At 74.8% G+C, this 23,673-nt stretch carries 23 protein-coding genes and 1 tRNA gene; 16 read left to right on the plus strand and 8 right to left on the minus strand.

The window, feature by feature from the left end; genetic code table 11:
• Positions 1-86 precede the first annotated feature (86 nt).
• From C5N14_RS24985 to C5N14_RS25035, 11 genes are all read left to right on the plus strand, one after another.
• Positions 87-419, plus strand: a complete 333-nt coding sequence (locus C5N14_RS24985) for a PadR family transcriptional regulator (RefSeq protein ID WP_117671319.1) — start codon at positions 87-89, stop codon at positions 417-419.
• On the plus strand, positions 416-1,456 hold the full coding sequence (locus tag C5N14_RS24990) for a hypothetical protein (protein WP_207892864.1): 1,041 nt from the start codon (positions 416-418) through the stop codon (positions 1,454-1,456). The genes C5N14_RS24985 and C5N14_RS24990 overlap by 4 nt, the downstream gene beginning before the upstream one ends.
• Positions 1,457-1,636: 180 nt before the next feature.
• A complete protein-coding gene (locus C5N14_RS33395; RefSeq protein ID WP_243640012.1) occupies positions 1,637-2,341 on the plus strand; it encodes a hypothetical protein in 705 nt (234 codons plus the stop codon).
• A 278-nt stretch (positions 2,342-2,619) separates the two neighbouring features.
• Entirely contained in the window at positions 2,620-3,306 is a 687-nt protein-coding gene (locus C5N14_RS25000; RefSeq protein ID WP_117671246.1) for a dienelactone hydrolase family protein, read from the plus strand.
• 19 nt (positions 3,307-3,325) lie between these two features.
• The gene (locus C5N14_RS25005; RefSeq protein ID WP_117671248.1) at positions 3,326-4,039 is read left to right on the plus strand and encodes a uracil-DNA glycosylase; all 714 of its coding nucleotides are present in this window, start codon (positions 3,326-3,328) and stop codon (positions 4,037-4,039) included.
• An 18-nt stretch (positions 4,040-4,057) separates the two neighbouring features.
• Positions 4,058-4,807, plus strand: a complete 750-nt coding sequence (locus C5N14_RS25010; protein WP_117671249.1) for a DUF4129 domain-containing protein — start codon at positions 4,058-4,060, stop codon at positions 4,805-4,807.
• Positions 4,804-5,385, plus strand: a complete 582-nt coding sequence (locus C5N14_RS25015) for a hypothetical protein (protein ID WP_117671251.1) — start codon at positions 4,804-4,806, stop codon at positions 5,383-5,385. Before C5N14_RS25010 ends, C5N14_RS25015 begins: the two co-directional genes overlap by 4 nt.
• Positions 5,385-6,392, plus strand: coding sequence for a MoxR family ATPase (locus C5N14_RS25020; RefSeq protein WP_117671253.1), 1,008 nt, complete (start codon positions 5,385-5,387; stop codon positions 6,390-6,392). The genes C5N14_RS25015 and C5N14_RS25020 overlap by 1 nt, the downstream gene beginning before the upstream one ends.
• Positions 6,389-7,765 carry a DUF58 domain-containing protein gene (locus C5N14_RS25025; RefSeq protein ID WP_117671322.1) on the plus strand — a complete coding sequence of 459 codons (1,377 nt, stop codon included), beginning with the start codon at positions 6,389-6,391 and terminating at the stop codon, positions 7,763-7,765. Before C5N14_RS25020 ends, C5N14_RS25025 begins: the two co-directional genes overlap by 4 nt.
• Positions 7,766-7,793: 28 nt before the next feature.
• Entirely contained in the window at positions 7,794-8,363 is a 570-nt protein-coding gene (locus C5N14_RS25030; protein WP_117671324.1) for a hypothetical protein, read from the plus strand.
• Positions 8,364-8,466: 103 nt separating this feature from the next.
• Positions 8,467-9,795: an NAD(P)/FAD-dependent oxidoreductase gene (locus C5N14_RS25035; protein ID WP_117671255.1), complete on the plus strand. Its 1,329-nt coding sequence runs from the start codon at positions 8,467-8,469 to the stop codon at positions 9,793-9,795.
• Positions 9,796-9,845: 50 nt separating this feature from the next.
• Here C5N14_RS25035 and C5N14_RS25040 read toward each other — a convergent pair whose 3' ends face one another.
• Entirely contained in the window at positions 9,846-11,726 is a 1,881-nt protein-coding gene (locus tag C5N14_RS25040) for a hypothetical protein (protein WP_117671257.1), read from the minus strand.
• A gap of 101 nt (positions 11,727-11,827) precedes the next feature.
• Between C5N14_RS25040 and C5N14_RS25045 the strand changes: the two genes are divergently transcribed.
• From C5N14_RS25045 to C5N14_RS25055, 3 genes are all read left to right on the plus strand, one after another.
• Positions 11,828-11,908: transfer RNA gene (locus C5N14_RS25045), tRNA-Leu, on the plus strand.
• Between the two features lie 120 nt (positions 11,909-12,028).
• A complete protein-coding gene (locus tag C5N14_RS25050) occupies positions 12,029-12,844 on the plus strand; it encodes a Bax inhibitor-1/YccA family protein (protein WP_117671259.1) in 816 nt (271 codons plus the stop codon).
• Positions 12,845-12,983: 139 nt separating this feature from the next.
• Positions 12,984-13,304 carry a hypothetical protein gene (locus tag C5N14_RS25055; protein WP_117671261.1) on the plus strand — a complete coding sequence of 107 codons (321 nt, stop codon included), beginning with the start codon at positions 12,984-12,986 and terminating at the stop codon, positions 13,302-13,304.
• Positions 13,305-13,349: 45 nt separating this feature from the next.
• Here the strand turns inward: C5N14_RS25055 and C5N14_RS25060 are convergent, their stop codons facing one another.
• The 3 genes from C5N14_RS25060 to C5N14_RS25070 all read right to left on the minus strand — a co-directional run bounded on the left by C5N14_RS25060 (position 13,350) and on the right by C5N14_RS25070 (position 16,599).
• On the minus strand, positions 13,350-14,612 hold the full coding sequence (locus C5N14_RS25060; RefSeq protein WP_117671263.1) for an acetyl-CoA C-acetyltransferase: 1,263 nt from the start codon (positions 14,610-14,612) through the stop codon (positions 13,350-13,352).
• Positions 14,613-14,719: 107 nt separating this feature from the next.
• Positions 14,720-15,550 (minus strand): SGNH/GDSL hydrolase family protein, encoded by an 831-nt coding sequence (locus tag C5N14_RS25065; RefSeq protein WP_117671265.1) that lies wholly within the window; start codon positions 15,548-15,550, stop codon positions 14,720-14,722.
• Entirely contained in the window at positions 15,547-16,599 is a 1,053-nt protein-coding gene (locus C5N14_RS25070; protein WP_117671267.1) for an SGNH/GDSL hydrolase family protein, read from the minus strand. The genes C5N14_RS25065 and C5N14_RS25070 overlap by 4 nt, the downstream gene beginning before the upstream one ends.
• A gap of 130 nt (positions 16,600-16,729) precedes the next feature.
• Between C5N14_RS25070 and C5N14_RS25075 the strand changes: the two genes are divergently transcribed.
• The gene (locus C5N14_RS25075) at positions 16,730-17,086 is read left to right on the plus strand and encodes a YkvA family protein (RefSeq protein WP_117671326.1); all 357 of its coding nucleotides are present in this window, start codon (positions 16,730-16,732) and stop codon (positions 17,084-17,086) included.
• A gap of 75 nt (positions 17,087-17,161) precedes the next feature.
• A complete protein-coding gene (locus C5N14_RS25080; protein WP_117671269.1) occupies positions 17,162-18,532 on the plus strand; it encodes a cystathionine beta-synthase in 1,371 nt (456 codons plus the stop codon).
• 17 nt (positions 18,533-18,549) lie between these two features.
• On the opposite strand, the gene C5N14_RS25085 is transcribed toward C5N14_RS25080, so the two are convergent.
• The 4 genes from C5N14_RS25085 to ngg all read right to left on the minus strand — a co-directional run bounded on the left by C5N14_RS25085 (position 18,550) and on the right by ngg (position 23,672).
• A complete protein-coding gene (locus C5N14_RS25085) occupies positions 18,550-19,080 on the minus strand; it encodes a GNAT family N-acetyltransferase (protein WP_117671271.1) in 531 nt (176 codons plus the stop codon).
• Positions 19,077-20,006 (minus strand): ribonuclease Z, encoded by a 930-nt coding sequence (locus C5N14_RS25090; RefSeq protein ID WP_117671273.1) that lies wholly within the window; start codon positions 20,004-20,006, stop codon positions 19,077-19,079. The genes C5N14_RS25085 and C5N14_RS25090 overlap by 4 nt, the downstream gene beginning before the upstream one ends.
• Positions 20,007-20,649: 643 nt before the next feature.
• Positions 20,650-21,837, minus strand: coding sequence for an osmoprotectant NAGGN system M42 family peptidase (locus C5N14_RS25095; protein ID WP_117671275.1), 1,188 nt, complete (start codon positions 21,835-21,837; stop codon positions 20,650-20,652).
• On the minus strand, positions 21,834-23,672 hold the full coding sequence (gene ngg / locus C5N14_RS25100; RefSeq protein ID WP_117671277.1) for an N-acetylglutaminylglutamine synthetase: 1,839 nt from the start codon (positions 23,670-23,672) through the stop codon (positions 21,834-21,836). Before ngg ends, C5N14_RS25095 begins: the two co-directional genes overlap by 4 nt.
• Position 23,673: the final 1 nt, after the last annotated feature.

A 23,673-nucleotide genomic window follows, 5' to 3' on the forward strand; every position in this document is an offset into this window, starting at 1 on the left:
CGGGCGGGACGCCGGTACGCGACAGGTGCTCTCCGTGGTCGCCGAGATCGTTGCGGTATTTCGCACTGCACAGTAGTGTGCAGTGCGTGGATACCACGCAGCTGTTGAAGGGCGTGCTGGATCTCGCGGTCCTGGCCGTGCTCCGGGAGGAGGACGGTTACGGTTACGACATCCTGCGCCGCCTGCGGGAGGCCGGCCTGGGCGAGGTCGGCGACGCCTCGGTCTACGGCACGCTGCGGCGGCTCTTCGCCGCCGGCCTGCTGACCACCTACGTCGTGCCGAGCGAGTCCGGCCCGCACCGCAAGTACTACTCGCTGAACGCGGCCGGCCGGGACCAGTTGACCCGCTCCGGCAAACTCTGGCGCTCGTTCGCCACCACCATGGACACACTGCTCGACGATCGGGGGGTGACGGCATGACCGTCATGGAGCAGGAGATCGTGGACTACGTGACGCGGGTCCGGGCGGCGCTGGCCGACCTGCCGCCGACGGTCCGGGACGAGCTGACCGAGGACCTGGCCGAGCACCTGGCCGAGGTGGCCGCCGAGGGCGACGGCCCACTGGCCGACCGGCTGGGCACGCCCGAGGCGTACGCGGCGGAGCTGCGGGCGGCGGCCGGCGCGGGGGGCCCGGCCGCCGCCCGCAACCTGGACCAGCGGGCCGCCGCCGTCGCTTCCTGGCTCCGCGCCCGGCTGCGCGCGACCGACCTGCGGATCGGCCCGATCCTCGGGTACGCCGCGGCGAGCGAGTACCTGCGGCTGCTCCGCCCCGCCTGGTGGATCCTGCGCGGGTACCTGGCCGCCATGCTGATCACGGTGATCACCACGGGCGCGCCGTTCGGGCTGCTGCCCCGGCTGGGCGGCAGCTCGCTCGCCGCGCTGCTGCTGCTCGCCGTCTGCGTGGTGGCCTCGGTGTGGCTGGGCAGGCGCACCCCCACGCTGGGGCGCTGGCCCCGGATCGCGGTGGGCGCCGGCACCGCGGTCCTCGCCGTCTTCGCGTTCGCCGGCTTCGTCGACGCGGACGACCGGCTCGGCTGGAACGAGTCCGGCTACGAGCCCACCTCGGTGCAGGTGCCGTACGTGCGCGACGTCTTCGTCTACGACAGCGAGGGACGGCTGGTGGAGAACGCCCGCCTGTTCGACCAGGACGGCAACCCGATCCGGCTCGGGTACCGGGAGTGCGTGCGCGAGAGGCTGCCCGAGGGGACGAAGACGTTGGTGCCCGCGTACCCGTACTGCCCGGAGCACGCGCCGTTCCGGACCGGGCCGGTCGGGCCGGTCCCGTCGTCCGGCCCGCCGACCGTGGGGCCGGTCCCGTCGTCCGCCGTGCCGACCGAGGGCCCGACCCCGCCCGGTACGCCGACGGTCGGGCCGACTCCATCGCCGGCGGCGACCATCGACCCGCTGCCCGCCCCCGGCGGGCCGGTTCCGACCGCGTCGCCCACGACCACCTCCTGATCCGCCTTTACCCGCCACGCGTCGGGGTGTCCGGGCCGCCGGACGCCCCGACGCGTTCGTCCGTGACCGAGGTGAACCGGGGGTGGAAATTGACTGAACGGACGAGCCGAACGGGACAGCGTCTCTCGATGTTGATCGCTACGGTGTCGTCTGCTCATCCACCCCTCGGAAGGAACCTCAGTGCCAGAGCAGGTCGCACCGCCCGCCAACCCGCCGTCCGAGGACGCGCCGCGACCCGCCGACCCGCCGGCCGACCGCACGGCGGAGCCGCCGGCCGTCGCCGGTGAGCCGTCCGCGGGGGAACCGGCCGGGAAGCCTGCCGCGCCGCCGGCCGCCGCCGCCGAGCCCGCCGCCGACGAGCCCGCCGCCGCCGAGCCCGCTGCCGCCGCGCAGCCGGAAGCCGCCGCGTCGGCCCCGGCCGGGCTGCCGGGCGACGCCGCACCGGCCGCCGCCGGGCTGCCGGAACAGCGGGCGGAGGAGCCGGAGGCGAAGCGGTCCGCCGGCCGCAAGGTGCTCGGTGTGGTCGGCGCGCTGCTCGCCATCGGGGTGGTCGCGGCGCTCAAGTTCGGCCTCGGCACCGCCGTGGCCGCCGCGTTCGACAAGGACGGCACCGCCGACGCGAAGGCGGGCGACTGCCTCGCCGAGCTGCCCGACGTGGCCGAGGGCGAGCGCAAGGACGCCAGCGGCGCCGAGGTGGTCGCGTGCACGTCGACCGAGGCCGTGTACACCGTGGTGGGTCGGGTGGACGGCCAGACCGAGGCCCAGGCGCGGACGGGGAAGGCCTGTGAGCCGTTCCTCCAGCCGGGCCAGGAGGGCTACTTCTTCTACAACATCAAGCCGGGCAGCACCGGCTACCTGCTCTGCCTGACCAGGAAGGCGGCCTGACCGGGCCGGTACGACGTGCCGGGCCCGGACCCGAAACGGGCCCGGTGCCGGCGGCGACGGCGGCGCGCGGAACCGCGCCGCCGTCGGCGTACCGGAGACAGCGGGCGGGGCTGCCGGGGAGACAGCCTTCGGCATACCAGCTGTCACCGGTGGGGGAACAGGAGGTGAATGCCACTGTTCCGGCGTCTTCCCGGCGGCGGTCGCGGCGTGGCAGGCTACCGGCACGTAGGAACACCCTGCGACCAGCCAACGTTGACTGACCGCTAGGAGGACGGCCGATGGGCGAGATGGTGAGCTTCGCCAGCGACGGGGGGACGAGCGAGGGGTATCTCGCGATACCCTCCACCGGTGCGGCCAGCCCGTCGGTCATCGTCATCCAGGACTGGTGGGGCCTCGTGCCCCACATCCGGTCGGTCGTGGACCGGTTCGCCGAGGCGGGCTTCGTCGCCCTCGCCCCGGACTTCCGGCACGGCCTGCCGGCCAGCCGGCCCAGTGAGCCTCGGCACATGTTGAACAGCGCGCAGCTGGACGAGGCGTCGGCGGAGATCGCCGTGGCGGCGGAGTACCTGGCCGGGCGGCCCGAGGTCGCCGGCAAGTCCGGCTGCGCCGGGTTCTGCGCCGGTGCCAGCCTGGCCCTCTGGGCGGCCACCCGGTCCGAGCGGATCGTGGCCACCGCCGCCTTCTACCCCCGGCTGCCCTGGGACGGGATGAGCCCGCAGTGGAACGGGTACGCGGGCAAGGCCGCCGTCATCCACTGCTCGGAGGCCGACGGCACCTCCACCGCGGACGGTGTGCAGACCGTCCGTCGGGCCGTCGAGACGGCCGGCGGTAGCTGCCAGACGTACGACTACCCGGGCACCGCGCACGCGTTCTTCAACGAGGACCGGCCGGAGAACTTCGACCAGCGGGCCGCCGCCACCGCCTGGGCCCGCACCCTCGAACTGTTCCGGGCGAAGCTTGGCTGAGACCCGTACCCCGGACGAGGTGGTCGCGCGCGCCGCGCGGGCGACCGACCTCGCCGACCTCGACGGCGCGGTCAGCGACTGCTTCGCCTGCCCGCGCCTGGTCGACTGGCGGGAGAAGGTCGCCCGGACGAGACGGGCGGCCTTCCGCGACCAGCGGTACTGGGGGCGGCCCGTGCCCGGCTTCGGCGCGGCCGACGCCCGGCTCGCGATCCTCGGCCTGGCCCCCGCCGCGCACGGCGGGAACCGCACCGGGCGGATCTTCACCGGGGACCGTTCCGGCGACGTGCTCTTCGCCGCGCTGCACCGGGCGGGCCTGGCCAACCAGCCGACCAGCGTCGCCGCCGACGACGGGCTCGCCCTGCGCGACACCCGGATCTTCGCCGCCGTGCGCTGCGCGCCGCCGGACAACAAGCCCACCCCGGCCGAGCGGGACACCTGCGCGCCGTGGCTGCACCGCGAGGTCGCGCTGATCAGACCCACCCTGCGCGTCGTGGTCGCGCTGGGCGCGTTCGCCTGGGCCGCGTGGTGGCCGGCGTTGCGCGAGGTGTACGGGGTCCGCCCGCCCAGCCCGCGACCGGCGTTCGGCCATGGGGCACACTGGTCCGGCACGACCGCACCGGCGCTGCTCGGCTGTTACCACGTCAGCCAGCAGAACACCTTCACCGGGCGGTTGACGCCGGGGATGCTGGACGACGTGTTCGCCCGGGCGAAGCAGTTGGCCGGAGTGGACTGACGGCGTGGGACGGTGGCGATGGACCTCAGCGTGCTGCGCAGGTGGTGGCCGGTCGGCGCGGTGACCGTCCTGCTCGCCGTCGCCGCGCTGGCCGCCGGCCACTCGTCGCTCGGCGCCAGCCGCATCCCGCCCGCCGCCGACAACATCCCGTACGTGCCGGAGTACCCGTCGGTGGCCCCGCCGCCCTCGATCCCGGCCGAGCCGCGCGACGCCGGGGAGGCCACCCGCGCGCACCTCCCCGAGTGGCTCGGCACCGTCGCCGTCGCGCTGCTCGGGCTGGCGATCGCCGTCGCCCTCGGCTACCTGGCCTGGACGCTGGCGCGCGGGGTGGCCCGGCGCACCACCCGGGCGCTGCCGTCCAGCCGGGCCCGGCGCACCGCCGAGGGCACCGCCCGCGAGGTGGTCGCCGCCCTCGACGCCGGCCTCGTCGAGCTGGACGACGCCGACGTCGATCCGCGTACCGCCGTGATCGCCTGCTGGGTCCGCCTGGAGGAGGCCGCCGCCGCGGCCGGGGTGGACCGGCGGACCGGCGACACCCCCACCGACCTGGTGACCCGGCTGCTGCGCGGCGACCCCGACGCCGGGGTGCCGGCGATCGTCAGCGCCGACGTGCTGGCCGAGTTCGCCCACGTCTACCGCGAGGCCCGGTACGCCACCCGCCCGGTCGACGAACGCACCCGCGACCAGGCCCGGGCGGCGCTGCGCCGGCTGCGCGGCGAGCTGACGGCGGTGGCCGCCGGGGCGCCGGTCGAGGGGGCCCCGGCGTGAGCACCAGCATCGACGACCTGCTCGCCTTCGAGGAGGAGCCGGCGCCGCAGGCCCAGGCCACCCGGGGCGGCCGGGTCAGGGGCGGGTTGAAGGCCGTCGCGGTGACCGGGGCGCTCACCGCGGTCGTGGTCGCCGGGCTGCGCACGGTCGGCCTCCAGGTCTCGCTGGCGGTCGTCGTCGCCGGGGTGGTCGCGCTGCTCGCCGTCCGCCGGGTCACCGCCGCGCTCGCCCCGCCGCCCCCGCCCCGGGGCGGGGCCCGCGCGCCCGCCGGCGAGGAGGACGGCCACTACCACTGGGCGGCCCGGGACGCGCTGCGCGCCGCGATCAACGGCTGGGAACGGCCGCTGGACTGGTCGTCGGGCCGGCCGGAGCGGTTCGCCGAACGGATCCTGCCCCGACTCGGCGAGCTGGCCGACGAGCGGCTGCGCCAGCGGCACGGCGTGACCCGCGAGTCCGACCCGGCCCGTGCCCGCGCCCTGCTCGGGGAGCGGCTCTCGACGTTCCTGGACACCCCACCCCGCCGCACCCCGTCGTCGCGCGACCTCGCGGCGATCGTCGCCGAACTGGAGAAGATCTGATGAACGACGTGGACCGCACCGTGCCCACCGCCGAGGTCGGCCGCCTGGCCCGGGCGGTGCTGGACGCGGTCGGCTCGGTCGTGGTCGGCAAGCGGGACGCCCTGGAGCTGGTCCTCGCCGGCATCCTGGCCGGCGGCCACGTGCTGCTGGAGGACCTGCCCGGGCTGGGCAAGACGCTGACCGCCCGCTCCTTCGCCCAGGCCCTCGGGCTGGACTTCCGCCGCCTCCAGTTCACCCCCGACCTGCTGCCCGCCGACGTCACCGGCTCGTTCCTGTACGACCAGCGCAGCGGCGACTTCTCCTTCCGCGCCGGCCCGGTGTTCACCAACCTGCTGCTCGCCGACGAGATCAACCGCACCCCGCCCAAGACCCAGTCGGCGCTGCTGGAGGCGATGCAGGAGAAACAGGTCTCGGTGGAGGGCGTCACCTACCGGCTGGACGAGCCGTTCCATGTCCTGGCCACCGCCAACCCGATCGAGTACGAGGGGACGTACCCGCTGCCGGAGGCGCAGCTCGACCGGTTCCTGCTGCGGGTGTCGTTCGGCTATCCCGACCACGAGGAGGAGTGGGAGGTGCTGCGCCGGCGGATCGGCCGCCGCCGCGAGGAGGCCGACATCAAGCCGGTGGTCGACGCCGCCACCCTGCGGGCCATGCAGGCCGCGCTGGAGGACGTGGTGGTGGAGGACTCCGTCGGCCGGTACATCGTGCAGTTGACCTCGGCCACCCGGGAGCACCCGTCGGTGCTGGTCGGGGCCTCCCCGCGCGGCTCGCTGGCGCTGCTGCTGCTGGCCCGCGCCCGGGCGGTCTTCGCCGGCCGGGACTACGTGGTGCCGGAGGACGTCAAGGAGGTGGCCGCGCCCGCCCTGGCGCACCGGATCACGCTGCGCCCGGAGATGTGGCTGCGTCGGGTCGACCCGTCCTTCGTGGTCGGCGAGGTGCTCGACCAGACCCCGGCCCCGGCCAGCGGCGCGCTCCCGAGCTACGCCGCCGGCCGGCCGGGACGCTGACGGCCGTGCCCACCGACGAGGGCCAGCAACCGGCGGCGGGCTGGGCGCCCACCCGGGCGCTCGGCCGGGCGGTGCTGCTCACCGGCCTGCTGCTGATCGCCGGGGTGCTGCTGGGCCGGGTCGACCTGGTGGTGCTGGCCGCGCCGTTCGCGCTCGGCACCGCGTACGCGCTGCGCCGCCGGCCGACCGCCGGGCCGCAGGTGTGGGTCGCCGCCGACGAGGGTCACCTGGTCGAGGGCGGCGAGTTCACCGGCACGGTCACCGTCGGCAACCCGGACACCGTCGGGTACGACGTGGCCGTGGTCCGTACCCGCGTCTCGCCCTGGCTGCCGGTGGATCGGGCCCGGGTCGGCGGGGCCCGGGTCGACCTGTCCCGCAGCGGCGTGGACCGGCCCTTCGTCACCGTTGTGGACACCGGCACGGCCGTCGACCTGGAGCTGACCGGGAAGGCGCGGCGCTGGGGCCGGCACCCGGTCGGCCCGGCCGGGGCCCGGGTCGCCGCCGCCGGCGGGCTGCTGGTCTCCCGGGCGGCGGTCACCGAGCCGGCCCGGGTGCGGGTGTACCCGAGGACGGAACCGTTCGAGGCGGTGGAGGCGATGCCCCGGGCCGCCGGACTGGTCGGCGCGCACCACTCCCGCCGCCCCGGCGAGGGCGGCGAGCTGGCCGGCGTGCGGGTCTTCGGCCCCGGCGACCGGCTGCGCCGCATCGACTGGCGGGTCTCGCTGCGGGCCCGGCAGCTGCACGTGGCGGCCACCCTGTCGGACCGGGACGCCGAGGTGGTGGTCCTGCTCGACGTGCTCGCCGAGGCGGGCCGCTCCGGTGGCGTCGGCGGGACCGCCTCGGTACTCGACACCACGGTCCGGGCCGCCGCCGCGATCGGCGAGCACTACCTGCACCGCGGCGACCGGGTGGCGATGCTGGAGTACGGGCCGGCGGCCCGCCGGCTGCGCCCCGCCACCGGTCGCCGGCAGTACCTGACGGTGCTGGAGTGGCTGCTCGACGTGCGGGCCGAGTCGTCCCCGCACGAGCCGTACGACCAGGTCTTCGGCCCGCAACTGCTCTCCTCGGACGCGCTGGTGGTGGTGCTCACCCCGCTGCTGGACGAGCGGTCCGCCCAGATGTTGGCCCGACTGGCCCGGTCCGGGCGGTTCGTGGTGGCCGTGGACACGCTGCCGGCCGACCTCGCGCCGCCCGGCCGGCAGGGCTGGGCCGAGGTGGCCTTCCGGCTGTGGCGGCTGGACCGGGACACCATGATCGGCCAGCTTCGCGAGCACGGCGTGCCGGTGGTCCGCTGGGCCGGCGCGGGCAGCCTGGACCAGGTGCTGCGGGACGTGGCCCGGCTGGCCACCGCTCCCCGGGTGGGTGCCCGGTGACGGCCACGGGGACGAAGGGGCGGAATCGGTGAACCCGGTCGAGGTGGTGACGGAACGCGTCCGGGCGGTGCGTTCGGCGGTGGTCCGGGTGAGCCCGGCGCCGCTGCTGGTCCGCGCCGGGATCTTCGGCACGGTGCTGGCCGGCCTGCTGCTGGCGTACCCGGTGCAGGTCCTCACCGGTCGGCCGCTGGCCGCCCTCGCGGTGGTGGCGCTGCTGCCGGCGATCGCGCCGCGCCGCCTCTGGCCGACCTTCGCCGCCCTGGTCACGGTGGGCGGGTGGCTGCTGGCCACCGAGGGGTACGACCGGCCGATCGCGCTGTGGCGGCTGCTGGCCGTGGCGGTGGCGCTCTACCTGGCCCACTCGCTGTGCGCGCTGGCCGCGCTGCTGCCGTACGACGCGGTGGTGGACCCGGAGCTGGTCGTGCGCTGGCTCACCCGGGCCGGCGGAGTGCTGCTCGCCTCGGCGGCGCTCGGGGTGCTCCTCGTCGAGGTGTCCGGCCTCGGCGCGGACCGCGGCTTCCTCGCCGCGACGGTCGTGGGGCTGCTGGGCGCGGTGGCGCTCAGCGCGCTGCTGGGGTGGCTGTGGCGTCGCAGATAGCGGGACGTTAGAGGTACGTCGCGCAGGTCACAGGTGTTGTGCTCGGTCACAGAAGGGGGTCTCGGACGGGATTAGCCGAGCCGCCCGGGGAAAGATAGATGACGTGAATCCGAAGCGGATCCTTGTCGTCGGTGCCGGGCATGTCGGTCTCTATGCCGCCCTGCGCCTGTCGAAGAAGCTCTCCTCGCGTGAGGCTGAGGTCATCGTCGTCGACCCGCAGCCCCACATGACGTACCAGCCGTTCCTCCCGGAGGCGGCGGCGGGCAACATCTCCCCCCGGCACTCCGTGGTGCCGCTGCGGCGGGAGTTGCGCCGGTGCAAGGTGGTGGCGGGTACGGTCACGCGGATCGAGCACGACCGCAAGGTGGCCACGGTGCAGCCGATCAGCGGCCCGACCACCGAGATCGCCTACGACCACGTGGTCGTGGCCCCCGGCGCGGTCTCTCGGACGCTGCCGATCCCCGGCCTGCACGAGCACGGCATCGGCTTCAAGACCATCGGCGAGGCCATCTACCTGCGCAACCACGTGCTGGACCGGCTCGACGTGGCCGCCGCCACGCCGGATCCGGACGTCCGGCGCAGCGCGTTGACGTTCACCTTCGTCGGCGGCGGGTACGCGGGCATCGAGGCGCTGGCCGAGATGGAGGACATGGCCCGGGACGCCCTGCGCTACTACCCGGAGCTGAAGCCGGAGGACATGCGCTGGGTGCTGGTCGAGGCGACCCAGCGGGTGCTGCCCGAGGTCGATCGGGACATGGGCGCCTACACGGTGCAGCAGCTGCTGAAGCGGAACATGGACATCCGGCTGGACACCCGCCTGGAGTCCTGCGTCGACGGGGTGGTGAAGCTCTCCGACGGCGACAGCTTCCGCTCCGACACGATCGTCTGGACGGCCGGCGTCAAGCCGTCGCCGATGCTCGACGCGACCGACTTCCCGCGCGACGAGCGCCGCCGGGTCACCTGCCTGCCGACGCTCCAGGTCGTCGACGGTGACCGGGTGGTCGAGGGCGCGTGGAGCGCCGGCGACTGCGCGGCGGTGCCGGACCTGACCAAGGAGCCGGGCAACTTCTGCTCGCCGAGCGCCCAGCACGCGGTGCGCCAGGCCGCCCGGATGGCCGACAACATCGCGAACGTGGTCCGCGGGCGCGAGCCGGTGGACTACAAGCACAAGCACGCGGGCAGCGTGGCGAGCCTCGGCCTGTACAAGGGCGTGGCCCAGGTGTACGGCATCAAGATGACCGGCTGGCCGGCGTGGTTCATGCACCGGACGTACCACATGAGCCGGATTCCCTCGTTCAACCGCAAGGTCCGGGTCGTGGTCGACTGGTCGCTGGCGTTCTTCCTCAAGCGCGAGGTGGTCGCCCTGGGCCAGTTGCACGACCCGCGCGAGGAGTTCGTCGAGGCGTCCCAGCCGATCACCCCCCGCGTCTGAGCCGCACGAAGAAGGCCCCCTCGCCGAGGGGGCCCTCTTCGTACGCAACCTCAGACCCGCCACACCCAGGCGTCGGCGATCCGGGTGGACGGGCCGTAGAGCTGGTCCAGGACGGCCCGCAGGTCGTCGGCGCGGGGCGTGCCCTCGGCCAGCGCGAAGCAGGACGCGCCCCAGCGGTCGGCGTCCCGGGCGGCCTGCTGGCGCTCCGCGTCGCCGACCACGGGCTGGCCGCCCCGCTGCGCCACGTCCGTGAGCAGGGCCGACGTGGGCCGCTTCCAGGTGCCCATGGCGGCCGTGTCGCCCCGGCCGTACGGGCCGATGAAGAAGCCCTCCGGCATGCCGAAGGCCGCGTCCGCCGCGGTCGCCCAGCGCATCGGCCACGGATCCTTCGGGGTGGGCAGCGGCACCGGCACCAGCACCCCGCCGGGGCGGACGCACTCCCGCCAGTGGCCGCCGGTGACGAACTCCGGCAGGGCCGGCCGCTCGGCGGTGGGCAGCGGTGCCGGCAGGACCGGCAGCAGCGCGACCCCGACCGCCGCCGGGACCAGCCGGCGGGCCGCCCCGGTGCCGCGCAGCGCCCGGTCCACGGCCAGCACCAGCAGCGTCGCGGTCACCGGGAGCACCGCCAGGGCGAACCGCATCGGCAGCGCCCCGTCGACCACCGGCAGGCCACCGAGCAGGGCGTACGGGCCGGGGACGGTGGTCCGGTCGCCGCCGAGGACCACGTCCGGGCCGAGCGAGAGCGCGCCCATCGCCAGCGCCCCCGCCGCGCAGGCGATCACCAGCGGGCGGCGGCCCAGCCAGACCGCGCAGCCGACGGTGACCACCAGCAGCGGCCAGCCGAGGAAGGTGTTGTATTCGGCCGGACCGGTGGTGAGCCGGGCCGCCTCGTCACTGCCCACCACCGACAGCGGGGAGACGGTCCACCAACTGCTCAGGTCGGCCGAGAAGTAGTGCGGGCTGAACATCCCGTCCGCGACGCCCAACGGGCCGGCGAACTGGAACCACAGCGGGTACCCCAGCACCAGCAGGGCCAGCCCGGCGGCGACCAGCATCCCGCCGGCGAAGCCGGGCAGCGCCCGGCGCAGCAGCGCCCGGTCGGCCAGGGCGTACGCGACCGCCATCACCAGCAGCGTCACCGCGCAGAGGAAGAGCACCTCCTCGCCGACGAAGACCTGGACGCTGACCGCGGCGGCCAGGCCGACGGCGGAGGTGAGCATGCGGCGCCGGTCCGGACCCGTCCCGCCCGCGTCGCCCGCCCGGCCCGGGGGGCGGCCGACCCGGTGGCCCACCCGGCCCAGCGGGTCGGCGGCGCGCAGCAGCCGGACCACCAGCCAGATGATCACCGGGACCAGCCACTGCGCGGTCATGTGCAGGTGGCTGTTGGTCTGCGAGATCATTCCCGGGCCGAAGCCGCACAGCCCGGCGCCGAGCGCGGCGGCGGCCCGGCGGGCCCGGAGGACCCGGGTGAACAGCAGGTACCAGGCGAGCGCGGTGCCGGCCAGGTTGAGCGCCGCGAGCAGGGCGAAGGTGACCGGCGCGCCCAACAGCAGGGTCACCGGGGCGAAGAGCACGCCGAGGGCGATGACCGTGGTGTTGGCCATCAGGTTCACCCCGTCCGGGGCGTTCAGCCGGTCGGTGAGCAGACCGAAGTCGCCGAGCAGGGCGCGCGAGTCGACGGCCAGGAACCACTCGTACAGGGCCTGGTCCTCCGGGTTGAGCGCCAGCACCCGGCCGGCGGGGTCCGGCCACAGGCCGTGGGTGAGCCAGCCCGCGAGGGCCGCGAAGAGCAGCCCGACGAGCAGGTCGGCCCGGTGTCTGGCGGCGGCGTCCCCGAGCCTGGCCCACCGGGAACCGGCCGGAGCCGGGGCATCGGAACGGAGTGCCTGGTCGGGGGCGGCGTCGGGGGCCGTGGGGGCTGCGCTGCTCACGCCTCGACCCTAGTGCGGCAGCGGAAACGGAGTACGCCGGGTCGTCGCGGACCCGCTACGGTGACACTGCACCGATGTGTGTCGACGCGTCGGCGTACCCCGCCCGGGTGGTGGAACGGCAGACACGGCCGCCTTAAAAGCGGCTGCCGCAAGGCGTGCGGGTTCGACCCCCGCCCCGGGCACCCCGCCTCTCAGCTTCTTCACAGCTCCTGCCTCGCTCGGTGATCTCCACGGCGTCGATCGTGGCGTTTACCCTTGAAGGGCACGTTCACGTGCGACGACCCCCTGAGGGAGGCCAGACAGTGAAGACTTCGAACCCGGTGCTCGCCCGACTCGGCCAGGCGGCCGAGCGGGAACGCGCCACCGGGTACGCCCCAACCGGGCCCTACGGGCAGCCCGGCTATCCCCAGCAGTACCCGGGCGCGACCGGATACCCGGCCGCGCCGCCCACCGTGACGCCGATGTCCATCGACGACGTGGTGGTCAAGACCGTCACGCTCCTCGGCATCCTCGGCGTGTCCGCCGCGGCGGCCTGGGTGCTCGTGCCGGACTCGCTGCTCGGCGTCGCCTGGATCGGCGCGGCAGTGGTCGGCCTGGTGCTCGGCCTGATCATCTCGTTCTCCCGGATGGCGAACCCGGCGCTGGTCGTCGCGTACTCCGTCGTCGAGGGCGTCTTCGTCGGCATGGTGAGCAAGGCCTTCAACTCGCTCTACGACGGCATCGTGCTCCAGGCCGTGGTGGCCAGCTTCGGCGTGTTCTTCCTGATGGCCATGCTGTACAAGGCACGGGTCATCCGGGCGACGCCGAAGTTCGTCCGCGGCATGGTCGCGGCGATGGTCGGTCTCTTCGCGGTGATGCTGATCAACCTGGTGCTGTCGCTGTTCGGCGTCAACACGGGCCTGCGTGACGGCAGCCCGCTGGCGATCGGCTTCAGCCTGGTCTGCATCGTGGTCGCGTCGCTGAGCTTCGTGCTCAGCTTCGCGGAGGTGGAGGAGGGCGTCCGGATGGGCCTGCCCCAGCGCTACTCCTGGACGGCCGCGTTCGGCATCCTGGTCAGCCTGGTCTGGCTCTACATCGAGATCCTGCGCCTGCTGAGCTACTTCCAGGGCGACGACTGACCCGCGTCGCCGACGGCGCCCGCCCCCGCGACCCGCGGCGGCGGGCGCCGTCGTCTGCGGGCCGGCCGCCGCCCGTCGGGCCCGGGCCACGGCGCTTGCCCGTCGCCACCGACCCGGCGGCGGCCCTAGACTCGGCGCGGTGAGCGCAGCGGAACTGGACCGGGCGGTGGGACTGCTGGTCCGTCAGGTCGGGCACTGGCAGCAACCGCGCTGGGCAGCGGTCGCCGGGGGCGGCAACGTGTCCCGGGCCGACCTGGTGCACCGGCTGGTGCAGGAGCTCGCGAACCTCGCCGCCGACGCCGAGGGGCAGCCCCGCCGGGCGGTGCCCCGGCTCGGCAACGACCTCGCCCTGCCCGACCAGCTCCGGGTGGTCGCCGCCGATCTGCTGGCCGCAGCCCCGGCCGCCGATCTGCTGGCCCGGGCCGCCGCCGAGGTGACGGCGACCCGTACCGCGCTCTGACCGCCGCCGGGTCCGGTACCCGCCCGGCCCGCCGGTGGACCGGGCTCAGCCGAGGCGTTCGAGGACCATGGCCATGCCCTGACCGCCGCCGACGCACATGGTCTCCAGGCCGACCGACCCGTCGTGCCAGTCCAGGGCGTTGAGCAGGGTGCCGGTGATCCGGGCGCCGGTCATGCCGAACGGGTGGCCGACGGCGATCGCCCCGCCCATCACGTTCAGCTTCTCCTCGGGGATGCCGAGCTGCCGGTAGGAGGGGATCACCTGGGCGGCGAACGCCTCGTTGATCTCGACCAGGTCGACGTCGTCGATGGTCATCCCGGCCCGCGCGAGCGCCTGCCGCGACGCCTCGACCGGGCCGAGGCCCATGATCTCGGGGGACAGGGCGGTGACCCCGGTGGAGACGATCCGGGCCAGTGGGGTGATGCCCAGGTCCCGGGCCCGCTGGGCGCTCATGATCACCACGGCGGCGGCGCCGTCGTTGAGCGGGCAGCAGTTGCCGGCGGTGATCCGGCCGTCGGGGCGGAACACCGGCTTCAGCCCGGCGACCCCCTCCAGGGTGACTCCGGGCCGGGGCCCGTCGTCGGCGCCGACCACGGTGCCGTCGCCAGTGGTGACCGGGGTGATCTCGCGGGCCCAGAAGCCGTCGGCGATCGCCTTCTCGGCCAGGTTCTGGCTGCGCACGCCGAAGGCGTCCATGTCGGCGCGGGTCACGTCGTACACCTGGGCCAGGTTCTCGGCGGTCTGCCCCATGGCCAGGTAGACGTCGGGCAGCTCACCGGACCCGCGCGGGTCCGTCCAGACCTCCGCGCCGCCCTGTCCGCGCCGCGCCGACCGCTCCCGCGCCGCCCCGAAGCTCGGGTTCTCCCAGCCGCCGCCCACCAGCGCCTGCGCCTCGGGCGGCAGCCCGTCGGAGTTGCCCCGGGCGTACCGGGAGACCATCTCGACGCCGGCGGAGACGAACACGTCGCCCTCGCCGGCCCGGATCGCGTGCATCGCCATCCGGGTGGTCTGCAGCGAGGAGGCGCAGTACCGGGTCAGGGTGGCGCCCGGCAGGCCGTCCAGGCCCATCAGGGTGGCGACCACCCGGGCCATGTTGAAGCCCTGCTCGCCGCCGGGCAGGCCGCAGCCCAGGTAGAGGTCGTCGATCTCGGTGGGGTCGAGCTGGGGGACCTTGTCCAGGGCGGCCCGGACGATGGTGGCGGCGAGATCGTCGGGGCGGACGTCGCGCAGCGAACCCTTGTGCGCCCGGCCGATGGGGGACCGGGCGGTGGCGACGATGACGGCGTCGCGGGACGACTCAGTCGGCATGAACCAACGTTAACTTGCCAGTAACTTGGCGGGGAAGCGTCCCGCCCGGCGGGAAATGTCACCCCGGGCCGGCCGCGTCCGGGCCGCCGCGCACCCCGTAGCGCCGGTCAGTGGCGGGAGGCGACGTTCGCCGCGGCGGCGACCGCCGGGATCAGCGCGTGCGCCCAGATCCGGTACCCGTCGGCGGAGGGGTGGAACCCGTCATGGCAGAAGGTGCCGGCGTCGGCCCGGAACACCGGGCCGGTCTCGGCACCCAGGTCGACCACCGTGCCACCGCCGTCGAGCACGGCGATGGTCTGGGCCCGGGCCACCCGCCGGCCGGACCAGCCGACCACCTGCCGCAGCGGCGGGGCGATCGCGCGGACGGCGCCGAGGTCGGGACAGGTCCCGACGACCACCTCCACCCGCGCCTCGCGCAGCCGCCGCACGGCCGCCCCCAGGTACGCCCCGGCCTCCGCCGGCCGGCGCAGTGCGGTGGCGTCGTTGGCGCCGATCAGGATCACCGCCACGTCGGGGCGCGGGCCGAGCAGCGCCCGGGCCACCTGGGTGGCCAGGTCGGTCGAGCGGGAGCCGGAGACCCCGACGCTGGACAGGTGCACCCGGCGGCCCGCCGGCCCCTCGGCGAGCAGGTTGGCGAGCTGCCCGCCGACGGTGTCGCCCAACCGGCCCACGCCGACCCCGAGGGCGGACGAGTCGCCGAGCAGGACCAGCCGCAGCGGCGGGGCGCCGGCCCGCCCCACCGTGGCGCGCAGGGCCAGCCCCAGCTCCGGCTGGGCGTAGGGGCGGTTGCGGGCGACGAACGCCTCGCCGGCGAGGACGGCCGCGCCGCCGATCGTCCCGGCGATCAGGGACAGGGCCGCGGCCCGGCCCAGCCGGAGCGCGAGTTCCGCGCCCAGGCCCCGGTCACCCGCGCCGTGGCTGCCGCTGTGCTCGGTCATGGCCGTCCCTCCAGGGTGGGTGAGTCGGCGGCCGGGCCGGGGTGCGGCACCGCGCCGACGCCGAAGAAGGCCCGCCGACGCAGCTGCGCCCACCGCCCGGCCGGCCCGCGGTCGCGCCCGCGGACCTGGGTGGCGCTGACCTCCGTGCCCGCGTGCCGGGCCGCCTCCTGGGCGGCCTCCGGCAGCGACCGTACGCCCTCCCCGCGGGCGAGGCCAGGGCGACGGTCCTGCCCGGTACCGAGCGCCGAGAGCACGGTCGGCAGCAGCGCGGCGGCGGCCATCGCGTACCCCTCGGCGGAGGGATGGAACCGGTCCCAGGCGAACATCCTGGTCGGCTCGGCCGCGAACCGGGGACCGAGCAGGTCGCCGAGGGAGACCGCCCAGCCGCCCGCCTCCACCACCGCCATCGTCTGGGCGGCGGCGAGCTGCCGGCTCCACCGCCGGGCCAGCCAGCGCAGCGGCGGCCGGATCGGCTGGATCGCCCCGAGGTCGGGGCAGGTGCCGACCACCACCTCGCAGCCGGCCCCGCGCAGCGCGTGGACCGCGTCGACCAGGTAGCGCACGGCCAGGCCCGCCGGGGTGCGGTTGGTGACGTCGTTGCCGCCGATCAGGATCACCGCGACGTCGGGCAGGCACTCCAGCGCGGACTCCACCTGTGGCTTGAGCCCGGAGGAGATGGCGCCCACCACGGCGAACCGGTGCAGCCGCACCGGACGGTGCAGGCGGCGGGACAGCCCGGTGGCCAGCAGCGAGCCGGGGGTCTCCCGGCGGCGGTGCACCCCGTACCCGGCGGCGGAGGAGTCGCCGAGGATCGCCACGGTCAGCGGCGGGCCGGGAAGCTTCGCGCCGTAGACGCCGTCGCAGCGGGGCGGGGGCGCCTCGGCCATCGGGATGGTCCGGCGGGCCTGCCGGGCCTGGCCGATCAGCACCCCGCCCGTGGCGACGGCGGCAGCGGCGGTGGCACCCGTGCCGAGCGCCGCCAGGCGGGCGACCCGCCGGGCGCGCCGCCAGCGCGGACCAACCGGTACGACGGAACCAGCGACCCCCATACCGCGACATTATCGCGCCGGCACGACATGCCGCTGTCGTCGTGCTGCCCTCTCCGATGGCTGGGATCCGACGGTTTCGGGTACCACTTGCACCGATACCGCACGCTGTCGGACGGAGAGGGGCGTGGAGATGGGAAAGACACTGAAACGCGGCGCGGCGTTCACGGCGCTGGCCAGGGCGCTGACCGCCGGGGCGCGGGGTGGCCCGTCGCTGGGCGCCCGGCTGAAGGCGCTGCCCCGGATGATCCGGGCCACCACCCGGGGCGAGTACGACGGCGGCCTCCGGCTGGCCCTGATGACCGCGGCGACGGCGTACATCGTCTCGCCGATCGACCTGCTCCCGGAGATCCCGCTGGCGATCTTCGGGCTGGCCGACGACGCGGTCATGGTGACCTGGCTGGCCGGCGCCGTGCTGGCGGAGACCGAACGGTTCCTGGAGTGGGAGACCCGCCGAAGCTCGGTCATCCCGGGGCATGTGACGCCCTGACGGCACGTACCCTGGGCGTCGAATCAACGTCTGCCCGGCCGCCGTCGCCGGAGCTGCAACGGAGGGCACAACGAGGTGCAGTACTACGACAACGTCGTCGAGCTGATCGGCAACACCCCGCTGGTACGGCTGCGCAACGTCACCGAGGGCATCCGGGCGACCGTGCTCGCGAAGGTGGAGTACCTCAACCCGGGCGGTTCGGTGAAGGACCGGATCGCGCTGCGGATGGTCGAGGACGCCGAGGCCGCCGGGATCCTGCGGCCGGGCGGCACCATCGTCGAGCCGACCAGCGGCAACACCGGCGTGGGGCTGGCCCTGGTGGCCCAGCTCAAGGGCTACCGGTGCGTGTTCGTCTGCCCGGACAAGGTCAGCCAGGACAAGCAGGACGTGCTGCGGGCGTACGGCGCGGAGGTGGTGGTCTGCCCGACCGCCGTCGCGCCGGAGGACCCGCGCTCCTACTACAACGTCTCCGACCGGCTGGCCCGGGAGATCCCCGGCGCGTGGAAGCCCGACCAGTACAGCAACCCGGCCAACCCGCGCTCGCACTACGAGACCACCGGCCCGGAGCTGTGGAAGCAGACCGGCGGCGGGCTGACCCACTTCGTGGCCGGGGTGGGCACCGGCGGCACCATCTCCGGCATCGGCCGGTACCTGAAGGAGGCCTCCGACGGGCGGGTGAGGATCGTCGGCGCGGACCCGGAGGGCTCGGTCTACTCCGGCGGCACCGGCCGGCCGTACCTGGTCGAAGGGGTCGGCGAGGACTTCTGGCCCGAGACGTACGACCGGGGCATCACCGACGAGATCGTGGAGGTCTCCGACAAGGCGTCCTTCGAGATGACCCGGCGGCTGGCCCGCGAGGAGGGGCTGCTGGTCGGCGGCTCCTGCGGGATGGCCGTGGTCGCCGCCCTGGAGGTGGCCCGCGCCGCCGGCCCGGACGACGTGGTCGTGGTGCTGCTGCCGGACAGCGGCAAGGGGTACCTGTCGAAGATCTTCAACGACGACTGGATGGCCCGGTACGGCTTCCTGGACAACTCGGGCAGCGAGCCGACCGTTGCCGACGCCCTCGCCGGCAAGCCGGGCAGGCTGCCCGAGCTGGTGCACGTGCACCCGACCGAGACGGTCCGCGACGCCATCGACTACATGCGCGAGTACGGCGTCTCCCAGCTCCCGGTGCTCAAGGCCGAGCCGCCCGTGGTGACCGGCGAGGTGGCCGGCTCGATCGCGGAGAGGGACCTGCTCGATGCCCTGTTCACCGGCCAGGCGCACCTGCACGACATGATCGAGCGGCACATGGCCGACCCGCTGCCGATGATCGGTGGCGGCCAGCCGGTGAGCGAGGCGGTCGCGCTGCTGGAGAAGTCCGACGCGGCGCTGGTGCTGGTGGACGGCAAGCCCAAGGGCGTGCTGACCCGGCAGGACCTGCTCGCCCACCTCGGTGCCCACTGAGCATCCAGCAGCGGCGGCTACCTCGGGGTGACCACCTTTTCAATCTCGCGGGCGTAGCGGAGCTGGGGGGTGCGGGTGGTGCCGATGTGCTCGTCGCGGCACTCCCCGGTGGGGTGCCAGCCGCCGCGCTCGTAGAACCGGCGGGCCCGGGCGTTGCGCTCCAGCACCCACAGCACCGCCCGGCGCCAGCCCCGGCCGCGCATGGTGGCCAGCGCGTCCACCATCAGCGCCCGGCCGGTGCCCCGGCCCCGCTCGTCCGGGTCGAGGTGAATGGCGTTGAGCAGGCCGGTCGCCGGGTCGTCCTGGTCGTCCGGGCCGAGGTAGCTGAACCCCACCAGCCGGCCGTCCCGCTCTGCCACGGTCATCAGGTTGGTGTCCCGCTCCCACGTCCAGCGCTCGGCCCAGTACGCCCCCATCGCCTCCGGTGTCGGGTCGGCCAGCGCCGCCGCCTGCAGGAACGACGAGTACGCCGCCACTCGGGACCGCTGGTGCAGCGCCCCCACCGGGCGCAGGTCGTCGACGGTCGCGTGGCGCAGGGTGATCGTCACCCGCCCGAGGCTACCCGCCGGGGCGGCACTGGCACGGTGGTCAGGTCCTCGGCGACCACCAGCTCGCCGGCGAAGTGCTCCCGGGCCTCGTCGGCGAAGCGCCGGGCGTCGGCGTACCGCTGGGAGAAGTGGGTGAGCACCAGTGTGCGTACCCCCGACTCGGCCGCCACCCGGGCGGCCTGGCCGGCCGTGAGGTGCCCGACCTCGGCGGCGAGCGCGGCCTCCGACGCCAGGAACGTCGACTCGATGACCAGCAGGTCGGCGTGCTCGGCGAGGGCGTACACCCCGTCGCAGAGCCCGGTGTCCATGACGAAGGCGAACCGCTGCCCCGGCCGGGTCACGCTCACCTCGTCCCGGCTGACGCGGCGTCCGCCGACCTCCAGGTGGCCGGCGCGGAGCAACTCCCCGACGGCCGGTCCCGCGATGCCGTACGCGGCCAGCCGCTCCGGCAGCATCCGGCAGCCGTCCGGCTCGACCAGCCGGTAGCCGTACGTCTCGATCGGGTGCCGCAGCCGGCGGGCCTCCAGCGTGCCGGCGCGCAGGGCGATCCGCTGCCCGTCGGCGGTGATCGGCTCGACGGCCAGCTCGGCGGTCTCGTGGAAGCTCGACGCGTGCCGCAGCCGGGCGAAGTACTCGGCGCCGCCGGCCGGGAAGTGCACCGCCACCGGGCGCGGGACCCGGTCCAGGGAGAGCCGCTGGATGGTGCCGGGCAGGCCGAGGCAGTGGTCGCCGTGGAAGTGGGTGACGCAGATCCGGGTCAGGTCGGTGGCGGTGACGCCGGTGTGCAGGAGCTGCCGCTGGCTGCCCTCGCCCGGGTCGAACAGGATCACCTCGTCGTCCCAGCGCAGCACGTACCCGTTGTGGTTGCGCGCCCGGGTCGGCGCCTGGCTGGCCGTCCCGAGCACCACCAGCTCACGCATGGACAAAGCGGCCTCCCCGGCTGAGCTGACCGGTCCGGCTCCGCCGGACATGAAGCGACCCCCGGGGCTTCCGTGCTCGCGCACGGGCCGGCTGGACTGGGCCGGCACCCCGGGGGTCGGGTGGCTGTCGTGGTTTCGCCGCACCGCTGCCACACGGTCTCGACGATGGTGCATTTGCCCGCCTCACGGCGGGCGAGTTTTCACTGTCGAGGACAGCGGCTAGCGGACAGCCACCTCACGAGTCCGATTGCTATACAAGTCTGGACCACCTCCTTTCCCGTGTACGACCACGCTATCCACTTCCCCGGGGTGGCGGCAACGGATTTCGATCACAGGGCCGGAAGGGCGGCGACCGTTCGTGCCGGCGTCCCTGGTCAGGAGGTAGTTGTGCGGACGCTTTGGAGCTGAGTCGTCTACGACATCACGCGCCCGGCGCCCGATCCGTCCACGGCATCACGCGCCCGGCGCCCCGATCCGTCCACGACACGCGCCCGGCGCCCGATCCGTCCACGACATCACGCGCCCGGCACCCGATCCGTCCACGACATCAGCTCCAAAGGGAGCCGACGAGGTCTCCGGCCGCCCTCGACCGTCGGCTCACCACTACCGAACCGCCCCCGCCATGCGCACAGTCAGCCGAGGGGGGCGTTCAGTCGGTGATCCCAATCGGGCCCTCGCGCGGGCCCTCCTCGCTGGCCGGCTGCACCGCCAGCGAGGGGAAGTCGGCCAGGTCGCCCTCCGGCTCGGCGTCCCACTCGGGGAAGACCAGGTCGCTCTGGAGGTAGAGGCAGAGGAGCTGGGTCAGGTGGGCCAGCCCGTCGAGGTGGGTGCGCTCGTGGCCGTGGGTCGCGTCCACCCCGAAGCCGAGCAGGGCCACCCGGGCGTGCGCGCCAGCCTCGACCGCCGCCGCCACGTCCGAGCGGTAGTAGTCGAAGACGTCCCGGACCAGGTTTACCCCGTGCTCCCGGGCGATCGCCGCGAGGTTGCGGGTGAGGTGGTAGTCGAACGGGCCGACGCCGTCGCCCATCGCCAGGGTGGCCGCGTTCTCCCGGGACTGCTGCCCGGGGGCGACCACCGCGGCGTCCACGGAGACGATCTCCGCGACGTCCGGGTCCAGGCCGTGGCTGGCGCCGTGCCCGATCTCCTCGGTGACCGTGACCAGCAGGTGCGCGGTCACCGCCGGGGTCACGCCCGCGTCGACCATCGCCTTGAACGCGGTCAGCACCGCCGCCACCCCGGCCTTGTCGTCCAGGTGCCGGGACTTGACGTACCCGCTGGGGGTGACCGCCGGGTTGGGCAGGAACGCCACGAAGTCCCCGGCGTCGATGCCGAGGGCACGCAGCCCGGCCTCGTCGTCCACCGGCTCGTCGACCCGGACCTCGACCTGCTCCCAGCCGACCCCCTGGAGGTCGACGCCCTCGTTGTAGCGGTGCCCGCTGGCCTTGAGCGGCAGCACCTGGCCGGTGACCACCCGGTCCAGATCGTCGGTGAAGATCCGCACGTGTGCGCCCTCGGCGAACCGGGCGCTGTGCGTGCCGATCTGCTTCAGCTCCAGCCGGCCGTTCTCCTTGAGCCGCTTCACCATGCCGCCGATGGTGTCGGTGTGCACCACGATCGCCCGGTCCGCGCCGGTCTCCCTGGGGCCCGGCAGGCAGGCGCTGAGCGCGCCCCGCCGGGTCAGCGTGGAGGAGATCCCGAGCGCGGAGAGGCGCTCGCCGACGTACTGCTGCACGTGGTCGGTGCGCCCGGACGGGCTCGGGATCTCCAGCAGCTCCACCAGCACCTGGCGGAGGTAGTCCAGGTCGATCTTCAGCGGGACGGGATTGCGTGCGGTCATGCCGGAGAGCTTGCCGCACCCGCCGGTGACCAGAGTCGTCGCGGTGCCCGCGTGCCGGGGAAGAGCAGGTCGACGAAGCGCTCGGCGGTCGGTTGCGGCTCGTGGTTGGCCAGGCCGGGCCGCTCGTTCGCCTCGATGAACACGTGCTCCGGCCGGTCCGGGGCGCCGACCAGCAGGTCGAGCCCGGTGACCGGGATGTCCAGCGCCCGGCTGGCCGCCACGCACGCCTCGGCGATCTCCGGGTGCAGCTCGCCGGTGACGTCGTGGATCGTGCCGCCGGTGTGCAGGTTCGCGGTCCGGCGGACGGCCAGCACCGTCCCCTCGGGCAGCACGTCGCCCAGCTCGTACCCGGCCTCGGCGAGCACGTCCCGGGTCATGTCGTCCACCGGGATGCGGGACTCGCCCCCGGTCGCGGCGGCCCGGCGGCGGCTCTGCCGCTCGATCAGCTCGGCGATGTCGTGCATCCCGTCGCCGGTCACCTGCGCGGGCCGGCGGACGGCCGCGGCGACCACTTCGTGGTCGATGACGATCACCCGCAGGTCCTCGCCGTCGCGCAGCTCCTCGACGAGCACGTCCGGGCAGAAGCCCCGGGCCAGCGCGACGGCGGTGGCGAGCGCCTCCGGGGTGCGTACCCCGACGGTGATGCCGTTGCCCTGCTCGCCGCGCGCCGGCTTCACCACGGCCCGGCCGACCTCGGCCAGGAACGCGGCGTCCGCGGCGTCCCCGGTCGCGGTCCGGCCAACCGGCACCGACAGGCCCGCCTCGGCGAGGATCCGCCGGGTCACCCGCTTGTCGTCGCACCGGCTCATCGCCACGGCAGAGGTCAGCTCGGACAGCGACTCGCGGGTGACGATCGTCCGGCCGCCGTTGCTCAGCCGCAGCTCGCCCCACGCCGGGTCGGTGACCTCCACCCGGATGCCCCGGCGCATCGCCTCGTCCGCGACGATCCTCGCGTACGGGTTGAGCCGGTCGTACCCGGGCGGGGTGGCGGGCAGGAAGAGCCGCTCGTTGATCGGGTTCTTCCGCTTCACGCAGAGCGTGGCGGTGCGGTAGAAGCCGAGCCGCTCGTACAGCCGGATCGCCCCGGTGTTCTCGGCCAGCACCGACAGGTCGACGAACGCCCTGCCGCGCTCGGTGAGCCGGGCGGCCAGCTCGGTGAGCAGGGCCTGGCCGGTGCCGGGCGGCGCGGTGTTGAAGTCCACGGTGAGGCACCACAGGCTGGCGCCGTTGTCCGGGTCGGCGAAGACCGCGACGTGGTCCACGCCGGTGATCGTGCCGACCACGTCCCCGGTGGCGTCCTCGGCCACCAGGTGCAGGAACCGGTCGGTGCGGGCGTTGTCGACCAGTACGTCGACCGGGGCGGTGACCATGCCGTTGCGGGCGTAGATCCGGTTCACCGCGTCCGCGTCGTCGGCGTCGCGCAGCGTCCGGATCCGCAGCCCGGGCAGGTCGTCCTGCTCGTCGGGGTCCGGCCGGCCGACCGGGCCGGCGGGCAGCCGCAGCCGGTACGTCAGCGACGGGTCGATGAACAGTTCGTCGGGCAGCCGGGACACCAGCACGTGCGGGTCACGCAGGTAGATGCAGATGTCCCGGGCGCCGGCGGCCTCCGAGCGCAGCACCGCGGCCACGGCGGCCTGGTCGGCGAAGGTCTGACCGAAGACCAGCCGGCCCCAGCCGCAGTCGAGCACCACGCCGGCGTTCCGCTCCGGCCGCTCCGGGTCCCCGCTGCCGCCCGGGGCGACCGGGTCCCCGCCCGGCCCGACGCGCTCGCGTCGCCGGCCGAGCACCCGCTCCCGGTCGGTGGGCGCCGTCCCGGTAGCCAGTGTGTCGGTCACC

The sequence above is a fragment of the Micromonospora sp. MW-13 genome (assembly GCF_003434305.1).
In the GTDB taxonomy this organism is placed as follows: Bacteria; Actinomycetota; Actinomycetes; order Mycobacteriales; family Micromonosporaceae; genus Micromonospora.